19 protein-coding genes and 2 riboswitches are annotated in these 26,511 nt (G+C 70.5%); of the genes, 9 read left to right on the plus strand and 10 right to left on the minus strand.

Translation table 11 applies throughout. The features are described from left to right. Positions 1-47 precede the first annotated feature (47 nt). Complete coding sequence (locus tag GA0070612_RS23895) at positions 48-962, plus strand: MerR family transcriptional regulator (protein WP_088989947.1); 915 nt, start codon at positions 48-50, stop codon at positions 960-962. On the opposite strand, the gene GA0070612_RS23900 is transcribed toward GA0070612_RS23895, so the two are convergent. Next, the gene (locus GA0070612_RS23900; protein WP_088991726.1) at positions 959-1,954 is read right to left on the minus strand and encodes a ribonucleotide-diphosphate reductase subunit beta; all 996 of its coding nucleotides are present in this window, start codon (positions 1,952-1,954) and stop codon (positions 959-961) included. The two genes, GA0070612_RS23895 and GA0070612_RS23900, sit on opposite strands and share 4 nt — an antisense overlap. A gap of 59 nt (positions 1,955-2,013) precedes the next feature. Beyond that, on the minus strand, positions 2,014-4,362 hold the full coding sequence (locus GA0070612_RS23905; protein WP_231924694.1) for a ribonucleoside-diphosphate reductase subunit alpha: 2,349 nt from the start codon (positions 4,360-4,362) through the stop codon (positions 2,014-2,016). Positions 4,363-4,555: 193 nt separating this feature from the next. After that, a riboswitch (cobalamin riboswitch) is annotated at positions 4,556-4,771 on the minus strand. A gap of 633 nt (positions 4,772-5,404) precedes the next feature. On the opposite strand from GA0070612_RS23905, the gene GA0070612_RS23910 reads away from it, so the two are divergent. Continuing rightward, positions 5,405-6,799, plus strand: coding sequence for an enolase C-terminal domain-like protein (locus GA0070612_RS23910; RefSeq protein WP_088989948.1), 1,395 nt, complete (start codon positions 5,405-5,407; stop codon positions 6,797-6,799). 7 nt (positions 6,800-6,806) lie between these two features. Then, complete coding sequence (locus GA0070612_RS23915) at positions 6,807-7,520, plus strand: FadR/GntR family transcriptional regulator (protein WP_088989949.1); 714 nt, start codon at positions 6,807-6,809, stop codon at positions 7,518-7,520. A gap of 20 nt (positions 7,521-7,540) precedes the next feature. On the opposite strand, the gene GA0070612_RS23920 is transcribed toward GA0070612_RS23915, so the two are convergent. The 5 genes from GA0070612_RS23920 to GA0070612_RS23940 form a co-directional block, all read right to left on the minus strand. Then, positions 7,541-8,509 (minus strand): aldo/keto reductase, encoded by a 969-nt coding sequence (locus GA0070612_RS23920; RefSeq protein ID WP_088991728.1) that lies wholly within the window; start codon positions 8,507-8,509, stop codon positions 7,541-7,543. 70 nt (positions 8,510-8,579) lie between these two features. Next, positions 8,580-9,398 (minus strand): ATP-binding cassette domain-containing protein, encoded by an 819-nt coding sequence (locus GA0070612_RS23925; protein WP_088989950.1) that lies wholly within the window; start codon positions 9,396-9,398, stop codon positions 8,580-8,582. Continuing rightward, on the minus strand, positions 9,398-10,453 hold the full coding sequence (locus GA0070612_RS23930) for an ABC transporter substrate-binding protein (protein WP_088989951.1): 1,056 nt from the start codon (positions 10,451-10,453) through the stop codon (positions 9,398-9,400). The genes GA0070612_RS23925 and GA0070612_RS23930 overlap by 1 nt, the downstream gene beginning before the upstream one ends. A gap of 40 nt (positions 10,454-10,493) precedes the next feature. After that, the gene (locus tag GA0070612_RS23935; protein WP_088989952.1) at positions 10,494-11,501 is read right to left on the minus strand and encodes an ABC transporter permease; all 1,008 of its coding nucleotides are present in this window, start codon (positions 11,499-11,501) and stop codon (positions 10,494-10,496) included. A 509-nt stretch (positions 11,502-12,010) separates the two neighbouring features. Next, positions 12,011-12,889, minus strand: a complete 879-nt coding sequence (locus GA0070612_RS23940; RefSeq protein WP_088989953.1) for an amidohydrolase family protein — start codon at positions 12,887-12,889, stop codon at positions 12,011-12,013. Between the two features lie 266 nt (positions 12,890-13,155). Continuing rightward, a riboswitch (cobalamin riboswitch) is annotated at positions 13,156-13,300 on the plus strand. 35 nt (positions 13,301-13,335) lie between these two features. Here GA0070612_RS23940 and GA0070612_RS23945 point away from each other — a divergent pair. The 3 genes from GA0070612_RS23945 to GA0070612_RS23955 are packed head-to-tail and all read left to right on the plus strand — an operon-like array spanning position 13,336 to position 14,887. Further along, positions 13,336-13,539: a CbtB domain-containing protein gene (locus GA0070612_RS23945; RefSeq protein WP_088989954.1), complete on the plus strand. Its 204-nt coding sequence runs from the start codon at positions 13,336-13,338 to the stop codon at positions 13,537-13,539. Beyond that, entirely contained in the window at positions 13,530-14,303 is a 774-nt protein-coding gene (locus GA0070612_RS23950; protein ID WP_088989955.1) for a CbtA family protein, read from the plus strand. The genes GA0070612_RS23945 and GA0070612_RS23950 overlap by 10 nt, the downstream gene beginning before the upstream one ends. Continuing rightward, positions 14,300-14,887 (plus strand): histidine phosphatase family protein, encoded by a 588-nt coding sequence (locus GA0070612_RS23955; RefSeq protein WP_088989956.1) that lies wholly within the window; start codon positions 14,300-14,302, stop codon positions 14,885-14,887. Before GA0070612_RS23950 ends, GA0070612_RS23955 begins: the two co-directional genes overlap by 4 nt. Positions 14,888-15,028: 141 nt before the next feature. Here GA0070612_RS23955 and GA0070612_RS23960 read toward each other — a convergent pair whose 3' ends face one another. Continuing rightward, a complete protein-coding gene (locus tag GA0070612_RS23960; protein WP_088989957.1) occupies positions 15,029-20,644 on the minus strand; it encodes a GH92 family glycosyl hydrolase in 5,616 nt (1,871 codons plus the stop codon). 288 nt (positions 20,645-20,932) lie between these two features. Further along, positions 20,933-22,012, minus strand: a complete 1,080-nt coding sequence (locus GA0070612_RS23965) for a glycoside hydrolase family 19 protein (RefSeq protein ID WP_088989958.1) — start codon at positions 22,010-22,012, stop codon at positions 20,933-20,935. 449 nt (positions 22,013-22,461) lie between these two features. Here GA0070612_RS23965 and GA0070612_RS23970 point away from each other — a divergent pair, with 449 nt between their 5' ends. From GA0070612_RS23970 to GA0070612_RS23980, 3 genes are all read left to right on the plus strand, one after another. After that, positions 22,462-23,490, plus strand: coding sequence for a polysaccharide deacetylase family protein (locus GA0070612_RS23970; RefSeq protein ID WP_088989959.1), 1,029 nt, complete (start codon positions 22,462-22,464; stop codon positions 23,488-23,490). 142 nt (positions 23,491-23,632) lie between these two features. Then, positions 23,633-25,051: a WGR domain-containing protein gene (locus tag GA0070612_RS23975; RefSeq protein WP_088989960.1), complete on the plus strand. Its 1,419-nt coding sequence runs from the start codon at positions 23,633-23,635 to the stop codon at positions 25,049-25,051. 119 nt (positions 25,052-25,170) lie between these two features. Next, the gene (locus GA0070612_RS23980) at positions 25,171-25,503 is read left to right on the plus strand and encodes a putative quinol monooxygenase (protein WP_088989961.1); all 333 of its coding nucleotides are present in this window, start codon (positions 25,171-25,173) and stop codon (positions 25,501-25,503) included. An 89-nt stretch (positions 25,504-25,592) separates the two neighbouring features. Here GA0070612_RS23980 and pdxY read toward each other — a convergent pair whose 3' ends face one another. Beyond that, positions 25,593-26,444 carry a pyridoxal kinase PdxY gene (pdxY, locus tag GA0070612_RS23985; protein ID WP_088989962.1) on the minus strand — a complete coding sequence of 284 codons (852 nt, stop codon included), beginning with the start codon at positions 26,442-26,444 and terminating at the stop codon, positions 25,593-25,595. Positions 26,445-26,511 lie beyond the last annotated feature (67 nt).

A 26,511-nucleotide genomic window follows, 5' to 3' on the forward strand; every position in this document is an offset into this window, starting at 1 on the left:
ATGGACACGTTGACCCGTACCCCAGGGTGCGGGTTTAGGGTCGCGGGATGCGGGTGGGTGAGCTGGCACGACGGACCGGGACGACGGTCCGGGCACTGCGGTACTACGAGTCGGCGGGGCTGGTCGTGCCCCGGCGGCTCGGCAACGGCTACCGCGAGTACGACCCGATCGCGGTGCGGCTGGTGGCGCAGATCCGCGAGCTGATGGCGCTCGGCCTCACCGTCGAGGAGACCCGGCCATTCGTCGAGTCGATCGCCGGTGGCGCCGACGACGCCGACGTGTGCGCGGCGGCGGTGGCGACGTACCGCAGCACCATCACCACCCTGCAGGAGCGGATCGGCAGGCTGACCGCCCAGCGCGACGCCCTGGACGCACGCCTGGACGCGGCGGCGACCCAGGTCGTACCCGGCGGTGGTGAGGTCGGGGGCGACCCCGCCGCGCTGGTCGGCACCAGCCTGCCGTCGTCGTCCTTCTACGGCACCGACGGCCGCCCGGTCGACCTGGGCGCGCTCGGCGTCGGACGCACCGTCATCTTCGTGTACCCACTGACCGGGCGGCCGGGCGTCGACCTGCCCAACGGGCTGCTGGAGGTCCACGGCGCCCGGGGCAGCACCGAGCAGGCCGCCTGGTTCCGTGACCACCACGCGGAGATTCGCGCGGCCGGTGCCGCCCGGGTGTACGGACTGTCCGCGCAGTCGACCGGGTACCAGCGGGAACTGGCGTACCGGTTACGGCTGCCCTACCCGCTGATCCCCGACCCGAGGCTGACCCTGGCCGACGCGCTGCGCCTGCCGACCCGCACCGCCGGTGACATGACGCTCTACGAGCGGCTGACCCTGATCATCGCCGACGGCGTGGTGGAACACGTCTTCCACCCGATTCCGGACCCGGCGTCGCACCCCCTGGACGTGATGCGGTGGCTCACCAAGCGACGCCAGGCCCCCGGATCGGTTGCCGCCTAGAAGTCGTCGTCGAAGGCGACGGTGCCGGTCACCCCGACCTGGTACGCCGACACCCGCCGCTCGAAGAAGTTGGACAGCTCCTGCACGTCCTGCAACTCCATGAAGGCGAACGGGTTGCTCGACCCGTAGTGCGGGGCGATGCCGAGCTGGGCGAGTCGGCGGTCGGCGACGTGCTGGAGGTACTCCCGCATGTCGGCCAACGTCAGGCCGGGCACACCCTGGCCCACCAGGTCCTCGGCGAACTGCACCTCGCACTCGACGGCCTCGGTGAGCATCTGCCGGACCTGCTCGGCGAGGTCGTCGTCGAACAGGTCCGGCTCCTCGGTGCGAACGGTGTCCACGACGTCGAACGCGAACGCCATGTGCATGCTCTCGTCGCGGAACACCCAGTTGGTGCCGGAGGCGAGACCGTGCAGCAGGCCACGGGAGCGCAGGAAGTAGACGTACGCGAACGCGCCGTAGAAGAACAGCCCCTCGATGCAGGCGGCGAAGCAGATCAGGTTGAGCAGGAACGCCCGCCGGTCCTCGCGCGAGCGCAGCTCCCGAAGGTCGCCCAGGGAGTCGATCCAGCGGAAGCAGAACTCGGCCTTGCGACGGATCGAGGGGATGTTCTCGATCGCGGCGAAGGCCTCGAACCGCTCGGTCTCGTCCGGCACGTACGTGTCGAGCAGGTTGAGGTAGAACTGGACGTGCACCGCCTCCTCGAACAGTTGCCGGGACAGATAGAGGCGACCCTCCGGGCTGTTCACGTGCTGGTACAGGTTGAGCACCAGGTTGTTCGCGACGATCGTGTCGCCGGTGGCGAAGAACGCCACCAGACGGCTGACCAGGTGCCGCTCGGCCGGGGACAGCTTGTCCAGGTCGGTGAGGTCGGCGTGCAGGTCGACCTCCTCGACCGTCCAGGTGTTGCGGATGGCGTCGCGGAAGCGGTCGAAGAAGTGCGGGTAGCGCATCGGACGCAGGGTGAGGTCCATCCCGGGGTCGAGCAGCATGTGCGTGGTCCTCGTGTCGGTGGTGCGGGCGTCGGTGGCGTCGGTGGTGGCGGCGGGCGTCACTGGCAGGCCTCGCACGACTCGGGGTTCTCCAGCGAGCAGGCCAGCGCCTCCGCGTCGAGGGCGACGGGCGCGAGAGCCACGGGTGCGACGGCCACGGGCGCGACGGCGCTGACGGTGGCCTGCTGGATCCGCGTCGCGGGGCGCGAGCGCAGGTAGTAGGTGGTCTTCAGGCCGGCCTTCCAGGCGTACAGGTACATCGAGGAGAGCTTGCCGATGGTTGGCGCGGCCAGGAACAGGTTCAGCGACTGGGACTGGTCGATGAACGGGGCCCGGGCGGCGGCCAGGTCGATCAGCGCCCGCTGCGGCAGCTCCCACGCGGTGCGGAACAACTCCCGGACGCCGGCCGGCAGCTCGGCGATGTCCTGCACCGACCCCTCGGCCCGCTTGATCGCCGACCGGATCCGGTCGGTCCACAGACCGCGGGCTTTCAGCTCGCGGACCAGGGCGGTGTTGACCTGGAGGAACTCCCCCGACAACGTCTCGCGCTTGAACAGGTTCGACACCTGCGGCTCGATGCACTCGTAGCAACCGGCGATCGAGGCGATGGTGGCGGTCGGGGCGACGGCCACCAGCAGCGAGTTGCGCAGCCCGTGCGCCGCGACCTGCTCCCGCAGGGCGTCCCAGCGTGCGGTCTGCGTACCCTCGACACCCCACAGGTCGGGCTGCAACTGGCCCCGCGCGGCCCGCGTCTGCGGGTACGACGGGTGCGCGCCGTACTGTCGGGCCAGGTCGGCGGAGGTCTCCAGCGCGGTCAGGTACAGCTCCTCGCTGACCCGGGTGGACAGCTCCCGCGCGGTGGGCGAGTCGAACGGCAGCCGCAGTGCGAAGAAGACGTCCTGCAGGCCCATCAGCCCGAGCCCGACCGGCCGCCAGCGGGGGTTGCTCGCCGCCGCCTGCGTGGTCGGGTAGTAGTTGATGTCGATGACCCGGTCGAGGAAGGTCACCGCGGTACGCACCGTGGCGCGCAGCCGCTCCCAGTCGATGTCGCCGTCGGTGAGGTGGGCGGCGAGGTTCACCGAGCCGAGGTTGCACACGGCGGTCTCGGTGTCGCTGGACACCTCGACGATCTCGGTGCAGAGGTTGGACAGGTGCACCACGTTGCCGTCCTCGGCGGTCTGGTTGCACAGCCGGTTCGACGCGTCCTTGAAGGTCATCCACCCGTTGCCGGTCTGGGCCAGGGTGCGCATCATCGTCCCGTACAGCTCCCGCGCCGGAACCTGCCGCACGTAGCGGCCCTGCGCCTCGGCCTTTCGGTACGCGGCGTCGAACCGCTCCCCCCACAGGTCGGGCAGCTCGGGCACCTCGTGCGGGTCGAACAGCGACCACATCTCGTCGGCCTCGACCCGGCGCATGAACTCGTCCGGGATCCAGTTGGCCAGGTTGAGGTTGTGGGTGCGGCGGGCGTCCTCGCCGGTGTTGTCCCGCAGGTGCAGGAACTCCTCGATGTCCGGGTGCCACGGCTCCAGGTAGACGCAGGCGGCGCCCTTGCGCCGGCCGCCCTGGTTGACCGCCGCGACGCTCGCGTCCAGGGTGCGCAGCCACGGCACGATCCCGTTGGACTGCCCGTTCGTGCCGCGGATCAGCGCTCCCCGGGAGCGGACCCGGGAGTACGCGATGCCGATGCCACCGGCGAACTTCGACAGGTTGGCGACCTGGGCGTACCGGGCGTAGATCGAGTCCAACTCGTCCAGCGGGGAGTCGACCAGGTAGCAGGAGGACATCTGGGTGTGCCGGGTCCCGGAGTTGAACAGCGTCGGTGAGCTGGGCAGGTACGCCAGGCTGGACATCAACCGGTAGAAGCCGACCGCCTCGTCCGGCGTGCGGGACAGACCACAGGCCACCCGCAGCAGCCAGTACTGCGGGGTCTCCAGCACCAGCCGGCTGGTGGGGTGGCGCAGCAGGTAGCGGTCGTAGACGGTGCGCAGGCCGAAGTACTCGAACCGGCGGTCGCCGTCCGGGTCGACGGCGGCATCGAGGGTCGTGGCGTGTGCGGCGACGAACGCGGCGGTGTCGTCCCCGATCAGACCCTCGGCGTGGCCGACCCGGATCGCCGCGCTGAACGAGGTGATGCCCTGCCGGCGTACCTCCTTGTCGACGTAGCCGGCCAGCAGCCGCGCGGCGAGGCGGGAGTACTGCGGCTCCTCACCGATCATCTCGGCCGCGGTCTGGATGGACAGCCGGTCCAGTTCCGCTGTCGTCGCGCCGTCGTACAGGCCGCTGATCGTGCGGGTGGCGACGCGCATCGGGTCGACGTCGGTCAGGTCGTCGGCCCACCGCTCCACCGCTCGGACGATCTTGTTCACGTCCACGGGTTCGGTCGCGCCGTCGCGCTTGCGGACCTGCATCGGCGTCCGCCGCAGTGCCGCGTCGGTGCTGGCCGGGACTACCTGGGTGACTGTCACCACTCGCTCCTCGGAGTTCGAGACCTGGAGGTCCGAACGCGCGGAGACAGACACCGACGGACGCCACGCCGGGGCGGCGTGGGATCAGGTGGCGTCAGCCGTCCCACGCGGCCTCGGACCGCCGCACACCCGGGTGCGGGTACGCGGCGCGCTGGCAGGTCTTCGGACTCGTGGGCGCGACCGGGCTCGCCGGTCTCCTACTGGCCGTCGCTTCCCAGGCCGAACGTGGCCCAGTGCTGATGACGGCTGTCGTTCCCACTCACCGCTGCGGGACAGTCCCGGATTTCCACCGGGTTCCCTCTTGCCTCGACCGCCCTGGGTGAGCGGTCGAACCAGCTGCGCTCGACACCATATATAGGGACCCGGCGGTTGTCACACCCCACATGTCGGTGTGGGCGTGTCGGCGGCGGAGGCGGTGACGACCGTCACCCGACCGCACCCCCGGCCACCCGACCCGGGCGGCCGACGCCTGTGGGAAGCGGCGGTCAGCGGCGCGACACGGCAGCGGGACAGCCGGCAACGCTCCACAAAGATGCGATGTATGCAGGATCCAGATGTAAGGAACGTTGCTCATACTTCGTTGTCGATATCAGTAGTCAGGGTGAACATCCAATCTTCACAACCCTCGGTGCGCCACTGACCCGGACCCTCGCTCCGACCCGCGCACCGCCGTCCGGCATTCGACCCACCCTGCGGGCCGGGGCTCCACTTCGCACAGCACGCGACCACCACCAGCGGTTTGGGGTTCGACATCAGCGCCCGTACGCGAACGCGGGCCGCTCCGGCGGGACATCTCCACCGCTGCGGCGGTCGCTCGGCGTCCGCACACGCCAGGCGGCAAGCATCTCTCACCAGAAGACCGATATCGATCAGAAACATTGGATGTCTGCCTCGGTCGGGTGATCGACGTCGTTGACGTGCCTGAACCAGCCTCCGTATACTCCGAATGATCATCTGATCTTTTGCCTAGTCGGGCGAGGAGCGCATGCCGCAGATCACTGCTGTCACCGTCGAGGACGTCCGCTTCCCCACCTCCCTGACCGCTGACGGGTCAGACGCCATGAACAAGGACGGCGACTATTCGGCGGCCTACGTCGTCCTGCACACCGACGGCACCGACAGCGTGGGCGCGCCGCTCGCGGGCCACGGACTGACCTTCACCATCGGTCGCGGCAACGACATCGTCGCCGCCGCGGCGGTCCACCAGGCACAGCTCCTCGTGGGCATGGACGTGGCGGCGATGGCGGCCGACATGGGGGCGGTCTACCGCCTCCTCACCTCCGACTCGCAGTTGCGGTGGCTCGGGCCCGAGAAGGGCGTCGTCCACCTGTCGCTCGCGGCCGTGCTGAACGCCTCGTGGGACCTGGTGGCCCGCCTCGCCGCCAAGCCGCTGTGGCGGCTCCTGGTGGACATGACCCCCGAACAGCTCGTCGACATCGCGGACCTGCGCTACCTGTCCGACGCGCTGACCCGCGACGAGGCACTGGCCATCCTGCGCGCCAAGGAGAGCACGAAGGCCGAGCGCCTCGCCGAGCTGGACCGCACCGGCTACCCCGCCTACACCACCTCGGCCGGCTGGCTCGGCTACGGCGACGACAAGCTGCGCCGGCTGTGCCAGGAAGCCGTCGACAGCGGCTACGGCTACGTCAAGCTCAAGGTGGGCGCCAACCTCGACGACGACATCCGCCGATGCGCGATCGCCCGGGAGATCCTGGGCCCGGACCGCAACCTGATGATCGACGCCAACCAGGTGTGGGACGTCGGCCAGGCCATCGAGTGGGTCACCGCCCTCGCCCCGTTCACACCGCTGTGGATCGAGGAGCCGACCAGCCCCGACGACATCCTCGGCCACGCGGCCGTCCGCCGGGCCGTCGCCCCGATCGGCGTCGCCACCGGCGAACACTGCCACAACCGGGTGATGTTCAAGCAGCTGTTCCAGGCCGGGGCCATCGACTTCTGCCAGTTGGACACCGGTCGACTGGCCAGCATCAACGAGATCGTCGCCGTGCTGCTCCTCGCCGCGAAGTTCGACGTACCGGTCTGCCCGCACGCCGGCGGCGTCGGGCTGTGCGAGATGGTCCAGCACGTGTCGGTGCTCGACTACGTCGCGGTCTCGGGAGACCTCACCAACCGGGTCACCGAGTTCGTCGACCACCTGCACGAGCACTTCACCGACCCGTGCGTCATCCGCGACACCGGCTCGGGCAGCGGCTACGTGCTGCCCGACCAGCCCGGCTACTCCACCCGGATGCGTCCCGAGTCGATCGCGCTCTACCGCTTTCCCGACGGCCACTACTGGGCGGCGGCGGACCCGACTACCGTGTCATCTCCGGAGCCGTACGTGATCGCGGGTGGGACGGCCACATCCGCTGGCCGCTAGGGGGACCATGTCACGCACTGACGAAGTGGTGAACGGCATCAAGCGGATGATCCTGGACGGGAAGTTCAAGCCCGGGGACCGCCTGCCGATCGAGAAGGACCTCGCCGAGTCCCTCGGCGTCTCGCGCGGCTCGCTGCGCGAGGGGATGTCGGCGCTGTCGATCCTCGGCATCGTCAACATCCGCCAGGGTGACGGCACCTACGTCACCAACCTCGACGCGCCGCAACTGCTGGCCCCGATGGGCTTCGTGGTGGACTTCCAGGGTCAGGACGACCCTCGGCACATCCACACCGTCCGGCGGCTGCTGGAGTGCGAGGCAGCCCGGTTGGCCGCCACCAGGATCACCGACGAGGCACTCGCCCAGGCCGGGGAGCTCCTCGACGAGGCGGCCCGGATGGTCGGCCAGTCACCGCAGGACCACGAACGCATCCTCGAAATCGACATCGCCTTCCACCGGATCATCGCCGTGCACGCCGACAATCCGGTGCTCGTCGGGCTCATCGAGGCGTTCGCCGGTCGCACCATCCGCGGGCGGCTCTGGCGGAGCCTGCACGAGGAGGGCGCGGACCGGCGTACCCATGACGAACACGTGGCGATCCTCAAGGCCCTCGTGGCGCGTGACCCGGAGCGGGCCCGCACCCGGATGGCCAACCACCTGATCGGTGTGGAGGAGTCGTTGCACGGGTTGCCCGACGACGGGGACGCGACCACCACCGAGTGACGGGCCCCTGACCGCTGACGCTACGGCTGCACGTCGAGCAGCCCCGCCTCGTACAGCGCCGCCCAGAGCTGGTCCGGGACCTCGGTGTCGAACCGGCGCAGGGTCTCGGTCACCTGGACCGCGTCCCGCACGCCGACCACTGTCGAGACCACGGCCGGGTGCCGACGGACGAACGCCAACGCCGCCTGGGGCAGCGTGACGCCGTACGTCTGACAGACCCGCGCTATCCGCCGGGCCTGACCGACCACCTCCACCGGCGCCCGCTGGTAGTTGTAGGCGGCGTCGCTGGGCGGCAGGTCCCGGGCCAGCAGCCCGGAGTTGTAGACCCCGGCGATCACCACCCCGACGCGGCGGGCCTGCGCGGCGGGTAACAGGTCGGTCAACGCGCCCTGCTCCAGCAGCGTGTACCGGCCGGCGCACATCACCACGTCGACGTCGGTCTCCGTGACGAAGCGGGCCAGCATCGCGGACTGGTTCATCCCGGCGCCGATCGCGCCGATCACGCCCTGCTCGCGCAGCTCCACCAACGCCGGCAGCGCCTCGTACGCGGCCTGCTCCCAGTGGTCGTCCGGGTCGTGCAGGTACACCACGTCGATCCGGTCCAGGCCGGTGCGTCGAAGGCTCGCCTCCACCGACCGGTGTACGCCGTCGCGGCTGAAGTCCCAGACCCGTCGGTGGTCGGCGGGCACGTCGAACCCCTCCGGGTCACGCAGGTGCGCGGTCTCCGGCGACGGCACGAGCAGCCGACCGACCTTGGTGGACACCACGTACTCGGCACGGGGGCGGGAGCGCAGGGCGGCACCCAGACGCCGCTCGGACAGGCCGAGCCCGTAGTGCGGCGCGGTGTCGAAGTATCGGACACCCCCGGCCCACGCGGTGTCCACCGCGGCGGCGAACGCCTCGTCCGACGTCCTCCGGTGGAGGTTGCCGCCCTGCGAGGCACCGAATCCCAGTGGGCTGAACCGCACCTGTGGGCGCGCGGTGTCCACCGCGGTCCGCCGACCGAGGGGGCCTGTCACCGGCTGTGCCAGCCGTCGCCGTCGGCCGGGACGTTCGTCGTCACCGCTCGTCCCGGTCCGTGCTGGTGCTCCCGGTCATCGCCGCCACCAGGTCGTCGGTGGTGACCTCGTCGGCGCGGAGCCGGGCCGCGCGGCGGCCGAGGCGCAGCACCTCGACCCGGTCGGCGATGTCGAGCACCTGCGGCATGTTGTGGCTCACCAGCACCACCGACATGCCGGCGTCGCGGGCGCGTCGGACCACGTCGAGAACCCGCCCGGTCTGGACCACGCCGAGCGCTGCGGTGGGTTCGTCGAGGATGACCACGTTGGTGGCCCAGATGATGGCACGGGCCACCGCGACGCACTGCCGTTGGCCACCGGACAACATGGCGATCGGGGTGGTGACCCGTGGGATCCGCACCCCGAGTTCGTCCAGGGCCGCGGCCGCGCCCTGCCGCATGGCGCGCTTGTCCAGCAGGCCCAGCCGGCCGAGCGGTCCGGAGCGCAGGATCTCCCTCCCGAGATACAGGTTGGCGGCCACGCTGAGGTCGTCGGCGACGGCCAGATCCTGGTAGACGGTCTCCACCCCCGCCCGCCGGGCGTCGACCGGGGTCGAGAACTGCACCGGGCGACCGCCCACGAGGATCTCGCCCTCGTCCGGTGGGTGCACGCCGGAGAGCGTCTTGATCAGCGTGCTCTTCCCGGCGCCGTTGTCGCCGATCAGTGCGACGACCTCACCTCGGTGGACGGTGAAGTCGGCGCCCCGCAACGCCTCGACGTGGCCGAACCGCTTGACGATGCCGCGAGCTTCCAGGACCGGCGGTTCACCGGCGGGCGGCAGGTCGGCGGTGTCGGCGGTGGCCGTCGGAGTCGTTCCCATCACTGCACCGGAGGGTTGGCGCAGCTGGGCTCGAGCACCGCCTTGATCTCCGCCGTGTCGATGTTCTCCTTGGTGACGAAGGTGACGCCGGTGTCGGCGGACGCGAGCGGCGCCTTGTCCCGGAGGTGCTTGACCATCTTGTCGACGCCGAAGTAGCCCATCTTGAACGGATTCTGCACGACCAGCGCCGAGATCTGACCGCTGCGCAGCCCGGCCACCTCGTCCGGGGCGGCGTCCCACCCGATGATGACGACCTTGCCCGACTTGCCCGCCGCCTGGATGGCCTGGGCGGCGCCGAGCACGCTCGGCTCGTTGGCCGCGAAGATGCCCTTGAGGTTGGGGTTCGCGGTGAGGATGTTCTCGGTGACCCGCCGCGCCTCGTTGACGTCGCTCTTGCTCGGCTGTTGGCCGACCAGCTTCAGGTTGGGGAACTGGGCGAGGCCGGCCTTGAAGCCGTCGACCCGCTCGGTGTTGGTCTGCGATCCGGGCTGGAACTCCACCAGGGCCACGTCGTGGTTGCCGGGGCCCAGCTCCTTGGCGAGCAGCTTCGCCGCCTCGGTCGCCGAGGCGCGGTTGTCGGTGGCGAACAGCGGGACGCTAGACGGCTGCGGGCTGGTGCCGGAGTCGATCATCGCGACCGGGATCTTGGCGGCCAGCGCCTGGTCGGTGGCGGGCGCCAGGGCGCTGGAGTCGGTCGCCGCGTAGACGATGCCGTCGACCTTCTTGGTGACGAAGTTCTGGATCAGATTGACCTGGCCCTCGACGTCGGTCTCGGCGGTCACCCCGTCCCACTGGACGGTGACGTCCCCGGCGCGCTGCGCGGCGCACTCCGCGCCCGCCTTCACCGTGTTCCAGTAGTCGGCGCCGACGGCCTTCGGTACGACGGCGAGCTTCAACGGCCCGCTCGCGTCCTTGCTCGCGCCGTCGCCGCCGCCGTCCCGGACCTCGACGCCGCCGCAGGCGCTGAGCAGGGCGGTGGCCGCGACCGCGGCCAGGATGGCCTGGGCACGAACAAGACGCGTGCGCGTCGGTCGACTGGTGGTGGTGTGTGCCATGGTGGGTGTCCTTCCTCGTTCGGACTCGTGGAATGGCATGTCAACCCCGCGATTCCAGCCGCCGGCGGCGGTACTGGTCGAAGTAGACGGCGGCCCAGATGATCAGGCCGACGATCACCTGCTGGTAGTGGATGCTGATGTCGAGCAGGACGGCCCCGTTCCGGACCAGGGCGATGAGGAAGGCGCCGATGATCGTCCCGACGATGCGGCCCTGCCCTCCGAACAGGCTGGCTCCGCCGATGACCGCGGCGGCGATGACGTCGAGCTCCAGCGAGATCCCGTAGTTGGGCTGGCCGGAGTTGACCCGGGAGGCGGCGATCATGCCGCCGAGCCCGACCAGCACACCCGCCAGCACGTACACCCCGGTGAGGTGACGGCCGACCCGGATGCCGGAGCGACGCGCGGCCTCCAGGTTGGAGCCCATCGCGTAGGTGTACTGGCCGAAGCGGGTCTGGGAGAGCAGGAAGGCGACCCCGACGGCGACCAGGACGGTGATCACGACGGCGAACGGAATGCCGAGGATCTCCCCGTTGCCGAGCAGTTGGAACGACCGGGGCAGGCCGTAGACGCCGACCGCGCCGGTGATGATGAAGACCAGACCACGGCCCACGGACATCGTTCCCAGCGTCGCGATGAACGGTGGGATCCGGGCGGCCGTCACCAGCAGGCCGTTCAACAGGCCGGCCAGCGCGCCGACGCCGATCGCGACCGCCGTCGCCGCCAGGAGAGAGAAGCCGAGGTCGCGGACGGTCATCGCTCCCAGCACGCCGGCGAGCGCGGCCACCGACCCGACGGAGAGATCGATGCCCTTGGTGATGATGACCATCGTCTGCGCGGTGGCGATGATGGCGATCACCGCCGTCTGGGCCCCGATGTTGAAGAGGTTGTCCGCCGTCAGGAAGTAGGGACTCGCGAAGGTCAGCGCGACGAACAGGACGACCAACGCGGTGGCGGCGGTGAACTCGGAGACGGCGTGGGAGACCCGTTCCCGGAGCCAGTCGGCGATGTCGCCGCGCTGCGTGCCGGCGGATGCCTCGGCGGTACTCATCGTCGGACCTGACCTCCCCATCGTGGGGCCGGCGCTCGACGGAAGGACCCGCCGTCGCGCCGAGCACCTATGAGCGACCGAGCCTCCCCGCGCAGGGGAGAGCCGGGTGTCGACCTGCCGCACCGTCACGATAGGTCAGATGTTTCCCTTGATCAGCCGTTACCATGCCATGCACCCCCGTGGATTGCCAAGGTCTTACAACCATGTTTTGACATCGTTACCCGGACCGCCCCGCGCATACGTCTGATCAAATCGGCACAAGTGCGGCCGAGCGGCGCGGCGACGCCCGTCGAGGGTCGGCGAGGGTGCTCTGGGCGCGAATGTCCACACTGGACTGCCAGGTCCGGCCCCGACGACCATGCGCACCCCGCACCCTAGGGTGGCCCTCCGGCTCGATCCGGCGGACCATCGCGAGCATGTTATCGATAACATGCTATGCCCGGTGGCGGTCGAGGGCATCTCTTTCTCCGCCGAACTCCCGGCTGGTCAACCGACGGCCCCCAAGCGGGTCAGGACGCCGCGAGCCGGTACTCCCGACTGGCCGTCTGTCGCCAGATCGCCGCGCGCTCGCCGTCGGTCAGCGGCTCCAGCAGGTCGCCGAGGACCCTGACCCAGCGGGTGTACGAGGTGGCCAGCAGACACACCGGCCAGTCCGAGCCGAACATCAGCCGGCCCGGCCCGAACACCTCCAGTGCGTGCTCGACGGCCGGCCGCAGGTCCGCCACCGTCCATGAGCTGCCGCTCACCTCGGTCACCAGGCCGGAGAGCTTCGCCGTCGTGTTGGGTTCGGCGGCGAGCGTCCGCAGGTCACGGGGCCAGTCGCCGAGGCCACCGCTCCCGAGTGGCGGCTTACCGAGGTGGTCCAGGACGAACCGGACCTGGGGCAGGTCACGGACGAGCCGGGTGGCCGCCGGCAACTGGTGATGGCGTACGAGCAGGTCGAAGGCGAGGCCGGCAGCACCGACCGCAGCGACACCCCTGCGCACGTCGGGACGGTCGAGATAGGCCGGATCCGGCTCGGACTGGACCAGATGGCGGATCCCGACGAGCCGCTCGCCGCCCCGCGCCGCCCGGAGTCGCTCCAGGCGCCCGACGACATCGTCGGCGGTGAGGTCGACCCACCCGACGACCCCGGCGATGAGCGGGTCGTCCGCCGCGATCCCCAACAGCTCCGGCGTCTCCGACCGGGCGGCGACGGACTGCACGACGACGGTCCGGGTGACTCCGGCGACCCGGGTGGCCGGGCCGAGATCGACCGGGGTGAAGTCGTCGTCGATCGCGGCCATGGTGTGCGGGTCGATCCAGGGCTGCGGGTGCCGGGCGCGAACCCAGAGGTGATGGTGCGCGTCGACGATCCCCGACTCCCGCACGCCCGCACCGGTCGTCATCGGACCCGTCCCGGCGCGCTCACGTCCACCCACCCCGCTCCACCACTGGTCGGACCTCCGGCTCGGCCCGGTGCCGTCGACCGATCTGGCAGGGTGACCATGTTAGCGGTAACAGACCGGCCGCCGGCCGCGGAACGCGCGTACCAGCCGGAACTCCGCGACACTCCGACCGGGCGAATACCGTCGCCTGGCCGAAGTGACGATGTGCCGGTACCCGTACGTCGGCGAGCCGGGGGCGCTGCCCGGGGACCGGGTTGACCGCCTGAGGTGGCACCGATACCGTCGACCCACTATCTGCGGCGACGCGAGGGAAGCCGGTGTGATTCCGGCGCGGTCGCGCCACTGTGAGCGGTTCCCCCACCTTCAGAGGGACCGCGAGCCAGGACGCTCGGTCGTCCGCAGCCTTGCGATGGGGACGCGTCATCCCCGGGGAGGTTCGTGATCACATGTCCAGTTCCACGTCCAGCCAGCCGTTGGTGAATCCCGCTGGCACCACGCGTCTGCTGTGGACGGTGTTGGCCACCGTCACCGCGCTCGCGTTGCTGGCCTACCTCGTCGCCTTCGACCAGGGCGCGGTGTCGCGCAGTGGCATGTACCTGCACGAGCTGATGCACGACGGCCGGCACCTGCTGGGTGTTCCGTGCCACTGACGGCCACCACCACTCCCCCGTTCGTCACCGTCCTCGTCCGCGGCCTGCTCGCCGGCCTGATCGCCGGTCTGCTCGCCGGGACGTTCGCCTATGTCGCCGGTGAGCCGCACGTCGACGCGGCCATCGCCATCGAGGAGGCGGCGTCGGCGCACGCCGAGCCGGCCTTCGGTGCGCACGACCACGAGGATGCCCTGGTCAGCCGTAACGGTCAGCGCGGCGGCCTGTTCCTGGCCACCGGCCTGTTCGGTGCCGCGATGGGCGGCCTGCTGGCCACGGCGTACGTCCTGCTGGCGCGCCGACGGCGGGCCTACGACGACGGACGGTCGGGCCTGCTGCTGGCCGGCGCGGCGCTGCTCGGCGCGGTGGTCGTGCCGTTCCTCAAGTACCCGGCGAACCCGCCGGCGGTCGGCGATCCGGCCACCATCAACCAACGCACCGTCACCTACCTGCTGATGGTGGTGCTCGGTCTGGTGGCGGTGTGGGCGGGCTCGCTGGGCTACCGATCGGTCGGCGCGCAGGCACCGCTGTGGCAGCGCGTCGCTGCGGCCGTCGGCGGATTCCTGCTGGTCACCGTGGTCGCCTACGTGGTGCTTCCGTCGTTCCAGGAGGTCCCCGCCGACTTCCCCGCGACGCTGTTGTGGGACTTCCGGCTGGCCTCCCTCGGCACCCAGGTGGTGCTGTGGACCGGGATCGGCCTGCTGTTCGCGGCCCTGATGCACCACGACCGACGTCGCCGGGTCGCCGCCGCGCCTGCGGGCACATGACCGCGACCAGCCTCCGGCTGGTCGCCCACGCGCACACCACCGCCCTACGTCGGGCCCGCTTCGGCGGACCGGACGACGGCCTGGACGAGGGCGGCCTGCGTGCCGCCCTCGCCCTGGCCCAGGCCCGACGGGGACACCTGGGCGTCCCCGATGCCTGCGTGTCCAGTCCCGGCGTGGCGGCCACCGCTACCGCCGGCGCACTCGGTCTGCTGCCCACCGTCGAGGTGGCGTTGGCGGACTGTGACCACGGCGACTGGACCGGGCGGTCTTTCGAGGAGATCGCCGTCGAGCAGCCGCAGGCGCTGCACGAGTGGATGTCCGAACCGGAGTCCGCACCGCACGGCGGTGAGTCCGTCGCCGCGGTGCGGGACCGGGTCGGTCGCTGGTTGGACGGACAACGAGGCGCCGACCGGCGGATCACCGTGATCGCGCACCCGCTGGTCATCCGGATTGCGGTCGTGCACGCCCTGGACCTGCCGTTGGCGGCGTACCGGCAGGTGGACGTGGAGCCGTTGGCGATCGTCCGGCTCACCGGCCGTGGGGCGCGGTGGCACCTTCGGCTGGGCGCGCCCCGGGTGGATTGAGATCGTGCTGCCACCTCACTGACCGGACGCGACGAGCACGTGTTCCGGCCATCGCGGCCGACGGTACGGCACGGCGGCGGTCAGTTCCGCCCCGCGTAGGGCGGGCCGTGAGGACGGCCCGCCCTACGCGTCGACTCCGTCCTAGCCGGTGACGGTGAACGGTCGGGACACCGTCATGGCCGACGTCTCGCCGGTCAGGGTGACGCTTGTCGCCCCGGGCTTCGCCGCTCCCGGAACGCTCACCGTCGCGCCCGAGATGACACCGTCACCGTTCGCGCGCACGGTGGTGACCGCGACGCCGTTGCCGAAGGTGATCGTGACCACCTCGTTCGGCACGAACCCGGAACCGTCGACGGTGATCGCCGTCGCGCGCGGCCCCGAGGCCGTCAACAGCACCGCCCTCGGCTGGTAGGTCCGCGCCTGCGCCTGCTCGGTCACCTGGACGGTGGCCGTGGCCGGCGTACGGGAGGACGCGCCGGTCGCGGTGACCGCGTACCGGCCGGGCTGCGCGCCCTCGGACGTCGGAACCGAGACGCGCACGGTTCCCTTCGCGGAGGCCGCGACCTTCGTGGTCCGGGCCGGGTCGGTGCCGATGCTGACGGTCACCTGCTCGCCGGCGGCGAACCCGCTGCCGTCGACGGTGATCGCGCCGCCGGTCGTGACGCTGCCCGCCGAGGACAGCGCGATCGCCGGCTGCGATCCGCCCCTCGCGACGGTGACGGTGAACGCCTTGGTGCTGCTGGACACCGTGTCCCACGCGGTGACGTGCACCGTGTAGGTGCCCTCGCGGGAGTAGGTGTGCTGCCCGGTCATGGCACCGGACGCGTCGATCGTGACGTCCTGCGGAGCCGTGCCGTCACCCCACTGGACGCGGGCGCGGTAGCCCGTCGTGCCGGGAACGCCGCCGGTCACCGAACCGAGGCTCGCCGTGAGGGCCTGCCCGGCGTTCACCGTCTGGTCCTTCGGCGCGTCGGTGGTCAGCGCGGGGGCCGACGTGCCGTCGTTGGCGACGGCGAACACGTGGATCCGGCCCGCCGAGCGGGGGTCGCCGGTCTGCGTCGGCAGGGTCACCGACACCAGCGTCTTGCCCGCCGGGATCTGGTACGGCGCGGTGGCGAACAGGAACGGCTGGGCGCCGTCCCGGCTGGTGCCGTGCAGTCGGTACGCCGTCTTGGCGACGACGACGTTGCCGTAGGACGGGGTGCCGTTGGCGTTGCCGCCCAGCGTCCAGTCGCTGAACTGGATCGGGATGCCGGCGGTGCTGCCGTCGCTGAACGTCGCGGTGCCGGTGGTGCTCTGGTTGCCCTGCGTACCGGCGCCGATGAAGGAGATGCTCCGGGCGTCGGCCGGCAGGTCGAGAACGACAGTCGCGCCGTTGCCCGTGGCGTTGTCCGGCTGCCCGGGCGGGATCACCGGCAGGGTGAACCGCAGTGCCGTTCCCGGGACCTGCTGCCGCTGACCCTGGACCGCGCCGCCCGCCGTCAGGGCGGCCCGCGAGTACGCCCACGACTTGGCGTCGCAGTCGGCCGCGAGGACCCCTTCGTCACCGACGCAGACGGTGTCGAAGGCGGCGGTGAGGCCGGACGTCGGGGCGTACGCCACCTCGACGCCGACCGTCGCGGAGGTCTGGTTCTCGCCGTCGGTCACCGTGACGCTGGCCTGGTGGTAACCCGGCGTGGCGTAGGTGTGCGACCCACCGACGCTGTAGACGGCCCGCGAGCTGAGCGTCAGGGTGCCCTCGGTGACCGGCGTGCCGTCACCCCAGTCGATGGTGGCCCGGTAACCGTCGGCGGTGCCGCCGGTGACGGACGCCAGCGGCACCGAGACGGGCACACCGGAGGTGGCGTGCGCGCTGCCCGCGGGGGTCACCGTGATGTCGCCGCCACCGATGCTGACGTCCCCACCGGCGAGCAGCTCGATCTCGGCGAGGTTGGTCTGCGCGGCGCCGACGGTCTTCGTCACGGCGAGCCGGAACTGCGCGAACCGGCCCGGCTTGTCGATCGGGTACGGACGGGTCTGGTTGCGCCACCGGAACACCTGGTCGGTGCGGGTGTCCAGAGTGGTCCAGGTGATGCCGTCGTTGGAGCCCTGCAACCGCCAGTCCGCCGGGTCGCCCGCAGCCGCCCCGGACGTCACCGTGTAGTACGTCGGCTTCTGCTTGCCACCGCGGTTGGTCCAGGTGACCTGCGGCGTCGCCGAGGTGAAGGTCAGCTGTGTGGTCGACGAGTCGTCGAACAGCTTCGCCGCGTCCTGCCCGCCGGTGGCGGTCGCGGTGCCCAGACCTGGGCCGGTGGTGTCCTGCAACGGCTTCGGCGCGTCCTCGCCCTTGGTCAGCGACGGCGGTGCGTCCTTCTTGCCGCTGCCCCAGGACGACGGGTTGGGTCCCATCTGGAAGTCGATGGTGCCGCCCTTGGCGAGCGTGGTCACGTCCACCGACAGGCCGCGCTGCTTCTTGCCGTTGACCTTGACGTCCTGCACGTAGATGTTGCGCGTGCTGTTGGCCGGCGCGTTGACGACGATGTCGCCGGTCGGGCGACGCACCGTCATCCTGGTGAACTGCGGCGAACCGATGGTCCACTCGGCCGAGCCGGCCTGCAACGGGTAGATGCCCAGCGAGCTGAGGACGTACCACGCCGACATCTCGCCGTTGTCCTCGTCGCCCAGGTAGCCCTGGCCGATCTCGCTGCCGACGTAGAGACGGCGCAGGATCTCGCGTACCGCCGCCTGTGTCTTGGCCGGGGCGCCGGCGAAGTTGTACATGTACGGGATGTGGTGCGACGGCTGGTTGCTCATGCCGAGCTGACCCATCCGCACCGCGCGTGCCTCGATCATCTCGTGGATGATGCCGCCGTACCCGCCGGGGCGGTCGGCGCTCTCCGGGGTGGCGAAGAACGTGTCGAGCTTGTCGCGCAGCGCCTGCTGCCCGCCGTACAGGTTGGCGAGGCCCTGCCCGTCCTGCTGGGCGGTGAAGGCGAAGTTCCACCCGTTGGTCTCGGTGTAGACGCCACCCCAGTCCAGCGGGTCGCCGGCGAGGAAGTTACCGGCGCCGTCGCGGCCCTGGAAGAGCTTCGTCTTCGGGTCGAACAGGTGGACGTAGTTGCGCGCACGCTCCAGGAAGTAGCGCGACTCCTCCTTGAGCCGGGTGCGCTCCGCCTTCGGCGTGGCCGGGTCCTTGGCGAGGGCCGCGCCCATGTTGCCGATGCCGTAGTCGTTGATGAAGCCTTCCAACGCCCAGGACACCGACTCGTGCGTGGAGGTGGGCGTGTAGCCGAGGAACAGGGAGGTCTCGATGCCCTTGCGGCCGACCTCGCTGCGCCCGGAGGCGACGGTCGCGTCCTTCACCGCCGCGTCGTACGCCGCGAGCGGGTCGGGCAGCTCGACCCCGGTGAGGTACGCCTGGGCCAGAGCCACGTTGGCGCTGGTGCCGGTCATCAGGTCGGCGTAGCCGGGAGACGACCAGCGAGCGATCCAGCCGCCGTCACGGTAGTGCTGGACGAACCCGTCGGAGATCTTCGCGGCGACGTCCGGGTACAGCAGCGAGTAGGCGGGCCACACGGTGCGGTAGGTGTCCCAGAAACCGTTGTTGACGTAGATCTGCCCGTCGACGATCTTCGCGCCGGTCTGGGTGGGGGTCGACGCGCCGGTGGGCGCGGAGACCGGGCTCGCGTACTGCCAACGCGGGGCGGCGGCGGTACCGGTGTTCTCCGACTGCGAGTTCGGGTAGAGGTTCAGCCGGTACAGGTTGGAGTACATCGTGACGAGCTGCGACTCGTTGGCGCCACGCACCTCGACCCGGCCGAGCCGGTCTTTCCACGCTGCCGTCGCGGCGGCGTGCACCTGGTCGAAGCTCTTGCCGGTGACCTCCAGGTCGAGGTTGCGGCGCGCCTGGTCGACGGAGAGGAACGACGTCGCGAGGCGCATCGTCACCTCGCGGCTGGTGGAGACGTCGAAGGTTGCCGAGGTCGCGGCGGAGGCGGTCGGCGCCCGGTCGAACGAACCCGCCACGAACATGCGGCTACGACCGGCGGAGAAGCCGCTTCCGTTGTCGACCCAGCCGGTGAAGGCACCGTCCGTGCCGAGGGTGAACGTGCCGTTGTAGAAGACGAGGCTGCCGGTCGCCTGCCCGGTCGGGAAGGTGAACCGCATGATCCCGGCGTGGTCGGTCGGCGACATCTCCGCGACGAGGCCGTTCTGCAGCGTGACCCGGTAGAGGTCCGGTCGCGCGATCTCGTCGTCGTGGCTGAAGGCGAGCGCCCGGCTCGCCGGCTGGCCGGTCAGGGAACCGCCGCCCACGACCGGCATCACCGACATCTGGTTGCGGTCACCCATCCACGGGCTCGGCTCGTGCGAGATCGCGAGACCCTGCAACATCGGCAGGTTGGCCGCGTTGTTGAGCCGGTGGTACTCGTACTCCCACGAGTTGGAGGTGGCGTCGGTGACCGGGGTGAAGAAGTTGAACCCGTTCGGCACGGCCGTGATCGGCAGGTTGTTGCCGCGTGAGAAGCCGATCGTCGAGTTGGTGCCGCGTCGGGTGTCGACGTAGTTGGTCAGCTTCGAGCCGTCGATCGACGCCGGCGTCCCCGTCAGCTCGATGTCGTCGAGCCACCCCTGGAACTGGGTGTCCGCGGCGGCCTGCGGGTTGTCGTACGCGAGCAGGATGCGGTCGATCGTCTTGCCGCGGGCGACGGTGCCGAGGTCGGCCTGCACCAGGTTCCACTGGTCGGCGAAGAGCGCCTTCGACGCGCCCTGGCCGGCGGCGGTGAGCGGGTTGCCGTGCTGGTCGACGGGCGAGCGTCCACTCAGGTAGCTGCCGTCGGTGAAGCGCAGGTCGACGGCCGCGTAGGTGGACGGGTACCGGGCGTTCCCGGCGGTGAACTCCGGGAAGATCTTGTACGACAGTCGGGTCTTCGGCCCCACCGAAACGTTGACGTCGAACAGCTTGTTGGTGGCGTACGAGCGGCCGTCGCCCTCGGTGCCGCCGGAGTAGCGCAGCGCGGCGAGGCCGGTGAACCCGGCGTCCGGCTTCGTGGTGTAGCCACCGTTCGGGCCGGCGGCGGTCTCGCTGACCATCGGGGTGGCCGGCGGGTGGACGTCCGAGCCGTCGCTGACGTTCCAGTCGGCGAGTTGCAGCAGGTCGTCGCCGGAGTTCGCGGTGACGTTCAGCCGGTAGTACGCGTAGGCGGTGTTGTTGGTGACGCGGTAGCGGTTGGTGGCGAACCGGCCGCCGAACGTCTCACCGGAGCGCTTGTCCAGGTCGGTCCACGAGGCGCCGTCGGTCGACCCCTGCACGACGAAGTCCCTGGGGTCGCGGCTGGGCGCGTCGTTGGCCGAGGTCAGCGAGTAGCGCTTGACCGTCACCGGCTCGGTGAACCGGTAGGTCACCCAGCCGGTCGTCTGGAACACGAGCCACTTGGTCGACGAGTCGTCGTCGGCGAGGTTCGCGGCGATCTCGCGGGGCTGGTACTCGTCGCTCGCGGTCACCGCGCTGACCTGACCGAGCAGGCTGCCGGGCAGCGTGGTGACGGTGCCGCTCAGGTTCGCCTGGATCGGCTTGCCGTTCGCGCCGACCTCCACCGTGCTGGTGAAGGGCTGCGGGTCGGCGGTCTCGAACGAGGAGCTGAAGTTCCCCGGCGTCGCCGAGGAGGGAGCCGCGGTGGCCAGGGGTGCGGCCACGAGCAGGCCCAGCGGCAGCAGGGCCGCTGTGGTCGCGGCGACCAGTCGGGGAGACAGGGAGCGTACGGGGGGACTATGTGACATGGGGGACGGTGCCTTTCGACTCGAACCGGTCGAGTACGTCGAAGGTCGGGGCAGTGTGGAGCGTGCGGTGGTGCTGGTCAGGCTCTGACATCGTTGTCATACCGGCTGGCGATCAACGAGGGTCGGAGCGGTGAACTGTTCGCTGATAGTTCCGGGCGCACCACGGCCCTGTCAACGGGTTGCCCGGAGCGAGGCGCACCGGGCCTCGACGTCGCACGGTGATTCCGCTGTGGCATCTAGATGCCACAGCGGAATCAGGCGGCGAACGCACCGAGGCCCGACCGCGGATCAGCAGTAGAGGTTGGCTCCGGCCGACACACCGAGGATGCCGACGAACTGCTGGTACCTGGTGACGCGGCTCTGCACCTGGGCGGGGTTACCGCCGTTGCACTCGATCGAGCCGTTGATGCTGCGGATCGTCTGGCCGAACCCGGCGCCGGTGACCATCGCATTGTGGGCGGTCATGGTGCCCGGCCCGTTCTGGGTCATCCAGTACCAGATCCCGGTCTTCCAGGCCACCGCGGCATCGTTCTGCACCAGCCAGGGGTTGGTCAGCAGGGGCAGGTTCAGCGCGATGCCGGCGGCGTTGTAGTTGAAGTTCCAGCTGAGCTGGATCGGCCCGCGCCCGTAGTAGGCAGCCTGCCCGGCCGGGCAGCCGTAGGACTGGCCGGGGTCGCAGTAGTGCGGGTAGTTCGCCGTGTTCTGCTCGACGATGTGCACGAGCCCGCCGGTCTCGTGGTAGACGTTCGCCAGGAAGGCCGCGGCCTCCTGACGTTGCACTGTGGCGCTGCCGCTCTTCGCGAACGCCGGATAGGCGCTGAGCGCGGCGACGAGCCCGGAGTAGGTGTAGAAGGAGTTGCGACCCGGGAACATCTGGTTGAACTGGGCCTCGGTGACCACGAAGCCTCCCGGGTTGGTGGGCGGCGGGGTGGTCGGCGGTTGGCCACCACAGGTGTACGGCTCCCAGTACCAGGTGCTGACGACCGGGTCGTACCCGGGATTGTCGTGCTCGGCGACGTAGTAGAGACCGTTGGTGTACCGCACGACGGCTCCGGCGGCGTACCAGGTACCGGCGACCCAGTTCGGGTGGTTGCAGGTGCCGCCGGTGGGCGGTGTGGTGCCTCCCCCACACGCGCCGAGGTCCTCCCAGACGCCGGTCGTCCCGGGCGGCGCCTCGTTCTGGGTCCACCACTTCGCCCGGTAGTTACGGCCGTTGTGGGAGACCTGGGCGTCTCCCCAGTAGACGGCAGAGGCCTGCCACGATGCCGAGCAGGCTGCCGCCGACGCGGCGGTGGGCGGGATGACCGCGACGAACGTGCCGGCGACGATCAGTGCCGCCAGTGCGACCAGCGCACGCAGTCTCGTCATGTGCTCACTCCATCCTGGAACTCCGTTGGCCGGAATCAGCTGGATATCGATGGCAGTGACTGTAACATCTTCTGTTCACAATCTTTACTATTTCCCCTGACGCCAGGCATGAGCGCCACCGGGGCTCACGCCGACATCGACACCGGTATTTCCATCGGCTTTCCGGATCATGCCGCGAGAGATCCGACGCCTGGCACGGTCGAGCTGCTGAACAGATGACACCCCGCCAGTCAGACACGCAGTACAGGGACCAGTCGGCCGCCCACAGTGCCCCCTGAGGCGTTCCGGAGCTGTTCCGGAAGTTGTTGACGCGTTGGAATTCCCGCTGTAATACTCCGATCCATCGAGGTCAATGCGAGCCGCGTCGGCCGGCACGACCTCCCACTCATCCACACCCGTCCGGACCGTGCTGCCCAGGCGTCCGGCCGGCCTGCGCGAAGGGGCACCAGATGAGCAGGCTCTTCCCCCGCACGACCTTGTGGTCGAGGCGGTTGCGCGCGGCGCTCGCCGTCCTCGCCACCGCCGTCGCGATGTGCGGCGTCGTCCTCGCCGCCACCACGACGTCGTCGAGCGCCGCGACCTGCAACGGGTACGTCGGCCTCACCTTCGACGACGGCCCGACCGGCAGCACCAGCGCGCTGCTGAACGTGCTGCGCAGCAACGGCGTACGGGCCACCATGTTCAACGTCGGGCAGAACGTCCAGAACAACCGGTCGGCCGCGCAGGCACAGGTCTCCGCCGGCATGTGGGTCGCCAACCACAGCTGGAACCACGCGCACATGACCTCGATGAGCCAGTCGCAGATGCAGTCCGACCTGTCCCAGACCAGCTCGGCGATCCAGTCGGCGACCGGCGTCCGGCCGGTGTTGTTCCGGCCTCCGTACGGGGAGACCAACTCCACCCTCCAGTCCGTCGCGTCCTCGCTGGGCATGCGCCAGGTGATCTGGGACGTGGACTCCCAGGACTGGAACGGGGCCAGCGTCAGCCAGATCGTCGCCAACGCGAGCCGTCTGCAAGCCGGTCAGGTCATCCTCATGCACGACGGCATCCAGAACACCCGCGACGCCATCCCGCAGATCGTGGCCAACCTGACCAGCCGCAACCTGTGCCCCGGCATGATCTCGCCGTCCACCGGCCGGGCCGTCGCGCCCGATGGCACGACCCCGCCGACCGACGGCGGCACCACCCCGCCGCCCGGCGGCGGCAGCTGCACCGCGACGGCGACGACCACCAACGTCTGGGGCGACCGCTACAACACGTCGGTGACGGTCAGCGGCGCCAACACGTGGACCGTGGTCGTGGCCCTCACCTCGCCGCAGCGCGTCTCCAGCTACTGGAACGGCACCGCCACCTGGGACAGCAGCGGCACCGTCATGACCATGCGGTCCAACGGCAGCGGCAACACCTTCGGCTTCACCACGATGACCAACGGCAACAGCAACGCCCGTCCACAGATCCGCTCCTGCACCTCCGGCTGACACCGCCGGGGCGAGACGTGCGCGGCGGGTGCGCCCGGCACCCGCCGCGCACCGCGTTCTGTCGGGGGCGGTCGCTAGCGTGTGGTCACTGTCGCCGCGCCGGCCACGTCGAGCCGGTCGCTGACCCCTCGGAGGCCCGCCCATGTCCCAGGAGACGACCTACCTCGAACTGTCCGAAGTGGACGGTGCCCACAAGTTCTACGAGGTCGTCGTCGACGACGCCACGCTGACCGTGCGCTACGGCCGGATCGGCGACCAGGGTCAGGTCAAGGCGAGCGCCTACCCGGACAACGCCCGTGCCCGCGCGGCCGCGGCGAAGAAGATCGGGGAGAAGGTCCGCAAGGGGTACGCACCGGCCGTCCCGGGCGTCCGGCAGAAACGCTCCGTCTCCCGTCGGCAGATCGTCAGCACCCGCTCGACCGCGCACACCGCTCCGGTGCTCTGGCGCTACGACTCCGGCGCTCCCGCCTTCGGCATCTTCGTCGACGGGCAGCACTGCATGGTCGGCAACGAGCACGGCGTCATCACCACGCTCGACCACGATGCCCGGGTGCGCAGTCAGGTGCGTCTTCCCGACGGGGTGAAGTGCATCGTCGCCGACGACGCCTGGGTCTACGCCGGCTGCGACGACGGCAACGTCTACGACCTCTCCGGCAAGGTGCCCCGCGTGGCGTACGCGATCGCTCCGGAGATCGACATCTACTGGCTGGACATCCACGACGGCGTCCTGGGCGTCTCCGACGCCGACGGTGGGATCACCGCCGTCGACCACGAGGACGAGTTCCTGTGGCGCAGGCCCGGGCGGGGGCGCTCGGCCTGGATGGTGCGGTGTGACCGCGACGCGATCTACCACGGCCATTCCCAGGGTGTGACCGGCTACGAGTGGCGTACCGGCAACGAGTTGTGGCACACCAGGACCGGCGCGGTGCTGTTCGGCTGGCAGGAGGACGGCAGTGTGTTCGCCGGGACCAGCACCCGCGAGGTGGTGCGCCTGTCCAAGTCGGGTCGGCACGAGCGCACCTACCTCTGCGACGCCCCGGTGTTCTCCTGCGCGACCGCCGAGGGCGGCCGGTACGTCTTCGCCGGTGACAGCCAGTCCTCGATCTACTGCTTCGACGCGGACGGCACCCGGCTGTGGAAGCTCGGCACCGGCTGCGGCTCGGCGTACTCGATGCAATACCACGACGACCGGCTCTACGTCGTCACCACCGGCGGCCATCTGGCCTGCATCGACGCGAGCGAGCCGGCGATCCGCGCGGCCCAGGCCGGTGACGTGCCCGAGGTACGCGACATCAAGGCGCCCCGGCAGGCCCCGCGGCCGGCGCAGCCGACAGTCGTCGAGGTGACCAGCGACCTCGGCGGTGGCGTGGTGGTGCAGTGCCTGGACGACCGGGGCCGGTTGCGCGTCCAGGTGCTGTCCGACGGCTACCGACGGGACTGGTCGGTGCAGTTCCCCAAGGGGATCCGCGAGCCGGGTGCCCGCTACCTGGTGACCGAGGTCCGCGAGTCCAGCCGTGGCGGGTTCTACCGGGCGTTCGGCGACATCCGCCGGCTGGGCTGAGCGTCACGGGCGGTCGTGCCGTCCGCACCGGGGCGGCACGACCTCGGCCCGGCGGCGGCACCCCGCCACGCTGGGCGGCTGGCCCGCCCGCGCCCGGTCGGTCTGGGTAGCCTGGGGCCATGATCTTCATTACCGCGAAGTTCCGCATCCTGCCCGAGCACGCCGACCAGTGGCCGCAGATCGCCGCCGAGTTCACCGATGCGACCCGGGCCGAGCCGGGTTGCCTGTGGTTCGACTGGTCGCGCAGCGTGGACGACCCGACCGAGTACGTGCTGGTCGAGGCCTTCCGCGACGGCGAGGCCGGCGGGGCGCACGTGCAGTCGGCGCACTTCCGCAAGGCCCAGGAGACCCTGCCGCCGCACCTGGCCGAGACCCCGCGCATCGTGAACGCCACAGTGCCGCAGGACGACTGGTCGCTGCTCGGCGAGATGGCCGTCCCCGAGGGCCGCTGACCGGATCGGGTTCCTCGGGCCGTCGGCGGGTCCGTCGCCGAACCGCCGACAGCGGGGCCAACCCGCCGGCGGCGGGGGGCGGCCTGTCGTCAGCGGAGCCGGCGGGCGGTGAACCGGGCCGGCGGGTCGGCGATCACGTCCTGCGCCGCGACGAGCTGGATCTCCCGGGTGCCGGCCGCCAGTGTCGCTTCGAGCACGGCGAAGACGGAGGCGACGGTGCGTTCCACGGCGACAGCGGGTGAGCCCGTCGTGCTGAGGTGCGCGAGGTACAACGCGGCGGTGACGTCGCCCCCGCCGTTGGGGTTGATCGGCAGCAGCGGTGTGGTCACCGCCCAGGCTCCCTCGTCCGAGACGGCCACCACCTCCAGCGAGTCCGGCGGCAGGTCGCCGTGCAGCACGCTGGTCACCAGGACGTGCCGCGGGCCGGTCGCGCGTACGACGTCGACCGCGTCGAGCACCTCCGCCAACGAGGTCGTCGTACGCCCGGCGAGGAAGTCGAGTTCGAAGTGGTTCGGCGTGATGATGTCGGCACGCGGCACGACGGTGTCGCGCAGATACTCCGGGATACCCGGGCGGACGAACATTCCGCGACCGGCGTCGCCCATCACCGGGTCGCAGCAGTACACCGCCGCCGGGTTGAGAGCCTTGACCTTCTCGACCGCGTCCAGGATCACCGCGCCCATGGCCGGGTCGCCCTGGTAACCGGACAACACCGCGTCGGCGTCGCCGAGGACCCCACGGTCGGTGATGCCCGCGATCACCTCGGCGACGTCGGCCGCCGCCAGCATCGGTCCGCGCCACGCGCCGTACCCGGTGTGGTTGGAGAAGTGCACGGTCAGGACCGGCCAGACCTCGTGCCCGAGCCGTTGCAGGGGAAACACCGCCGCCGAGTTGCCGACGTGCCCGTAGGCGACCGACGACTGAATGGACAGGATCTTCACCGGCTCATCATGGTCGCCGTGACGGGAAGCGCACGCCCGGCCCGCCGAATCTGTCGGCTGGCCCACT

The sequence above is a fragment of the Micromonospora chokoriensis genome (assembly GCF_900091505.1).
Classification (GTDB): domain Bacteria; phylum Actinomycetota; class Actinomycetes; order Mycobacteriales; family Micromonosporaceae; genus Micromonospora; species Micromonospora chokoriensis.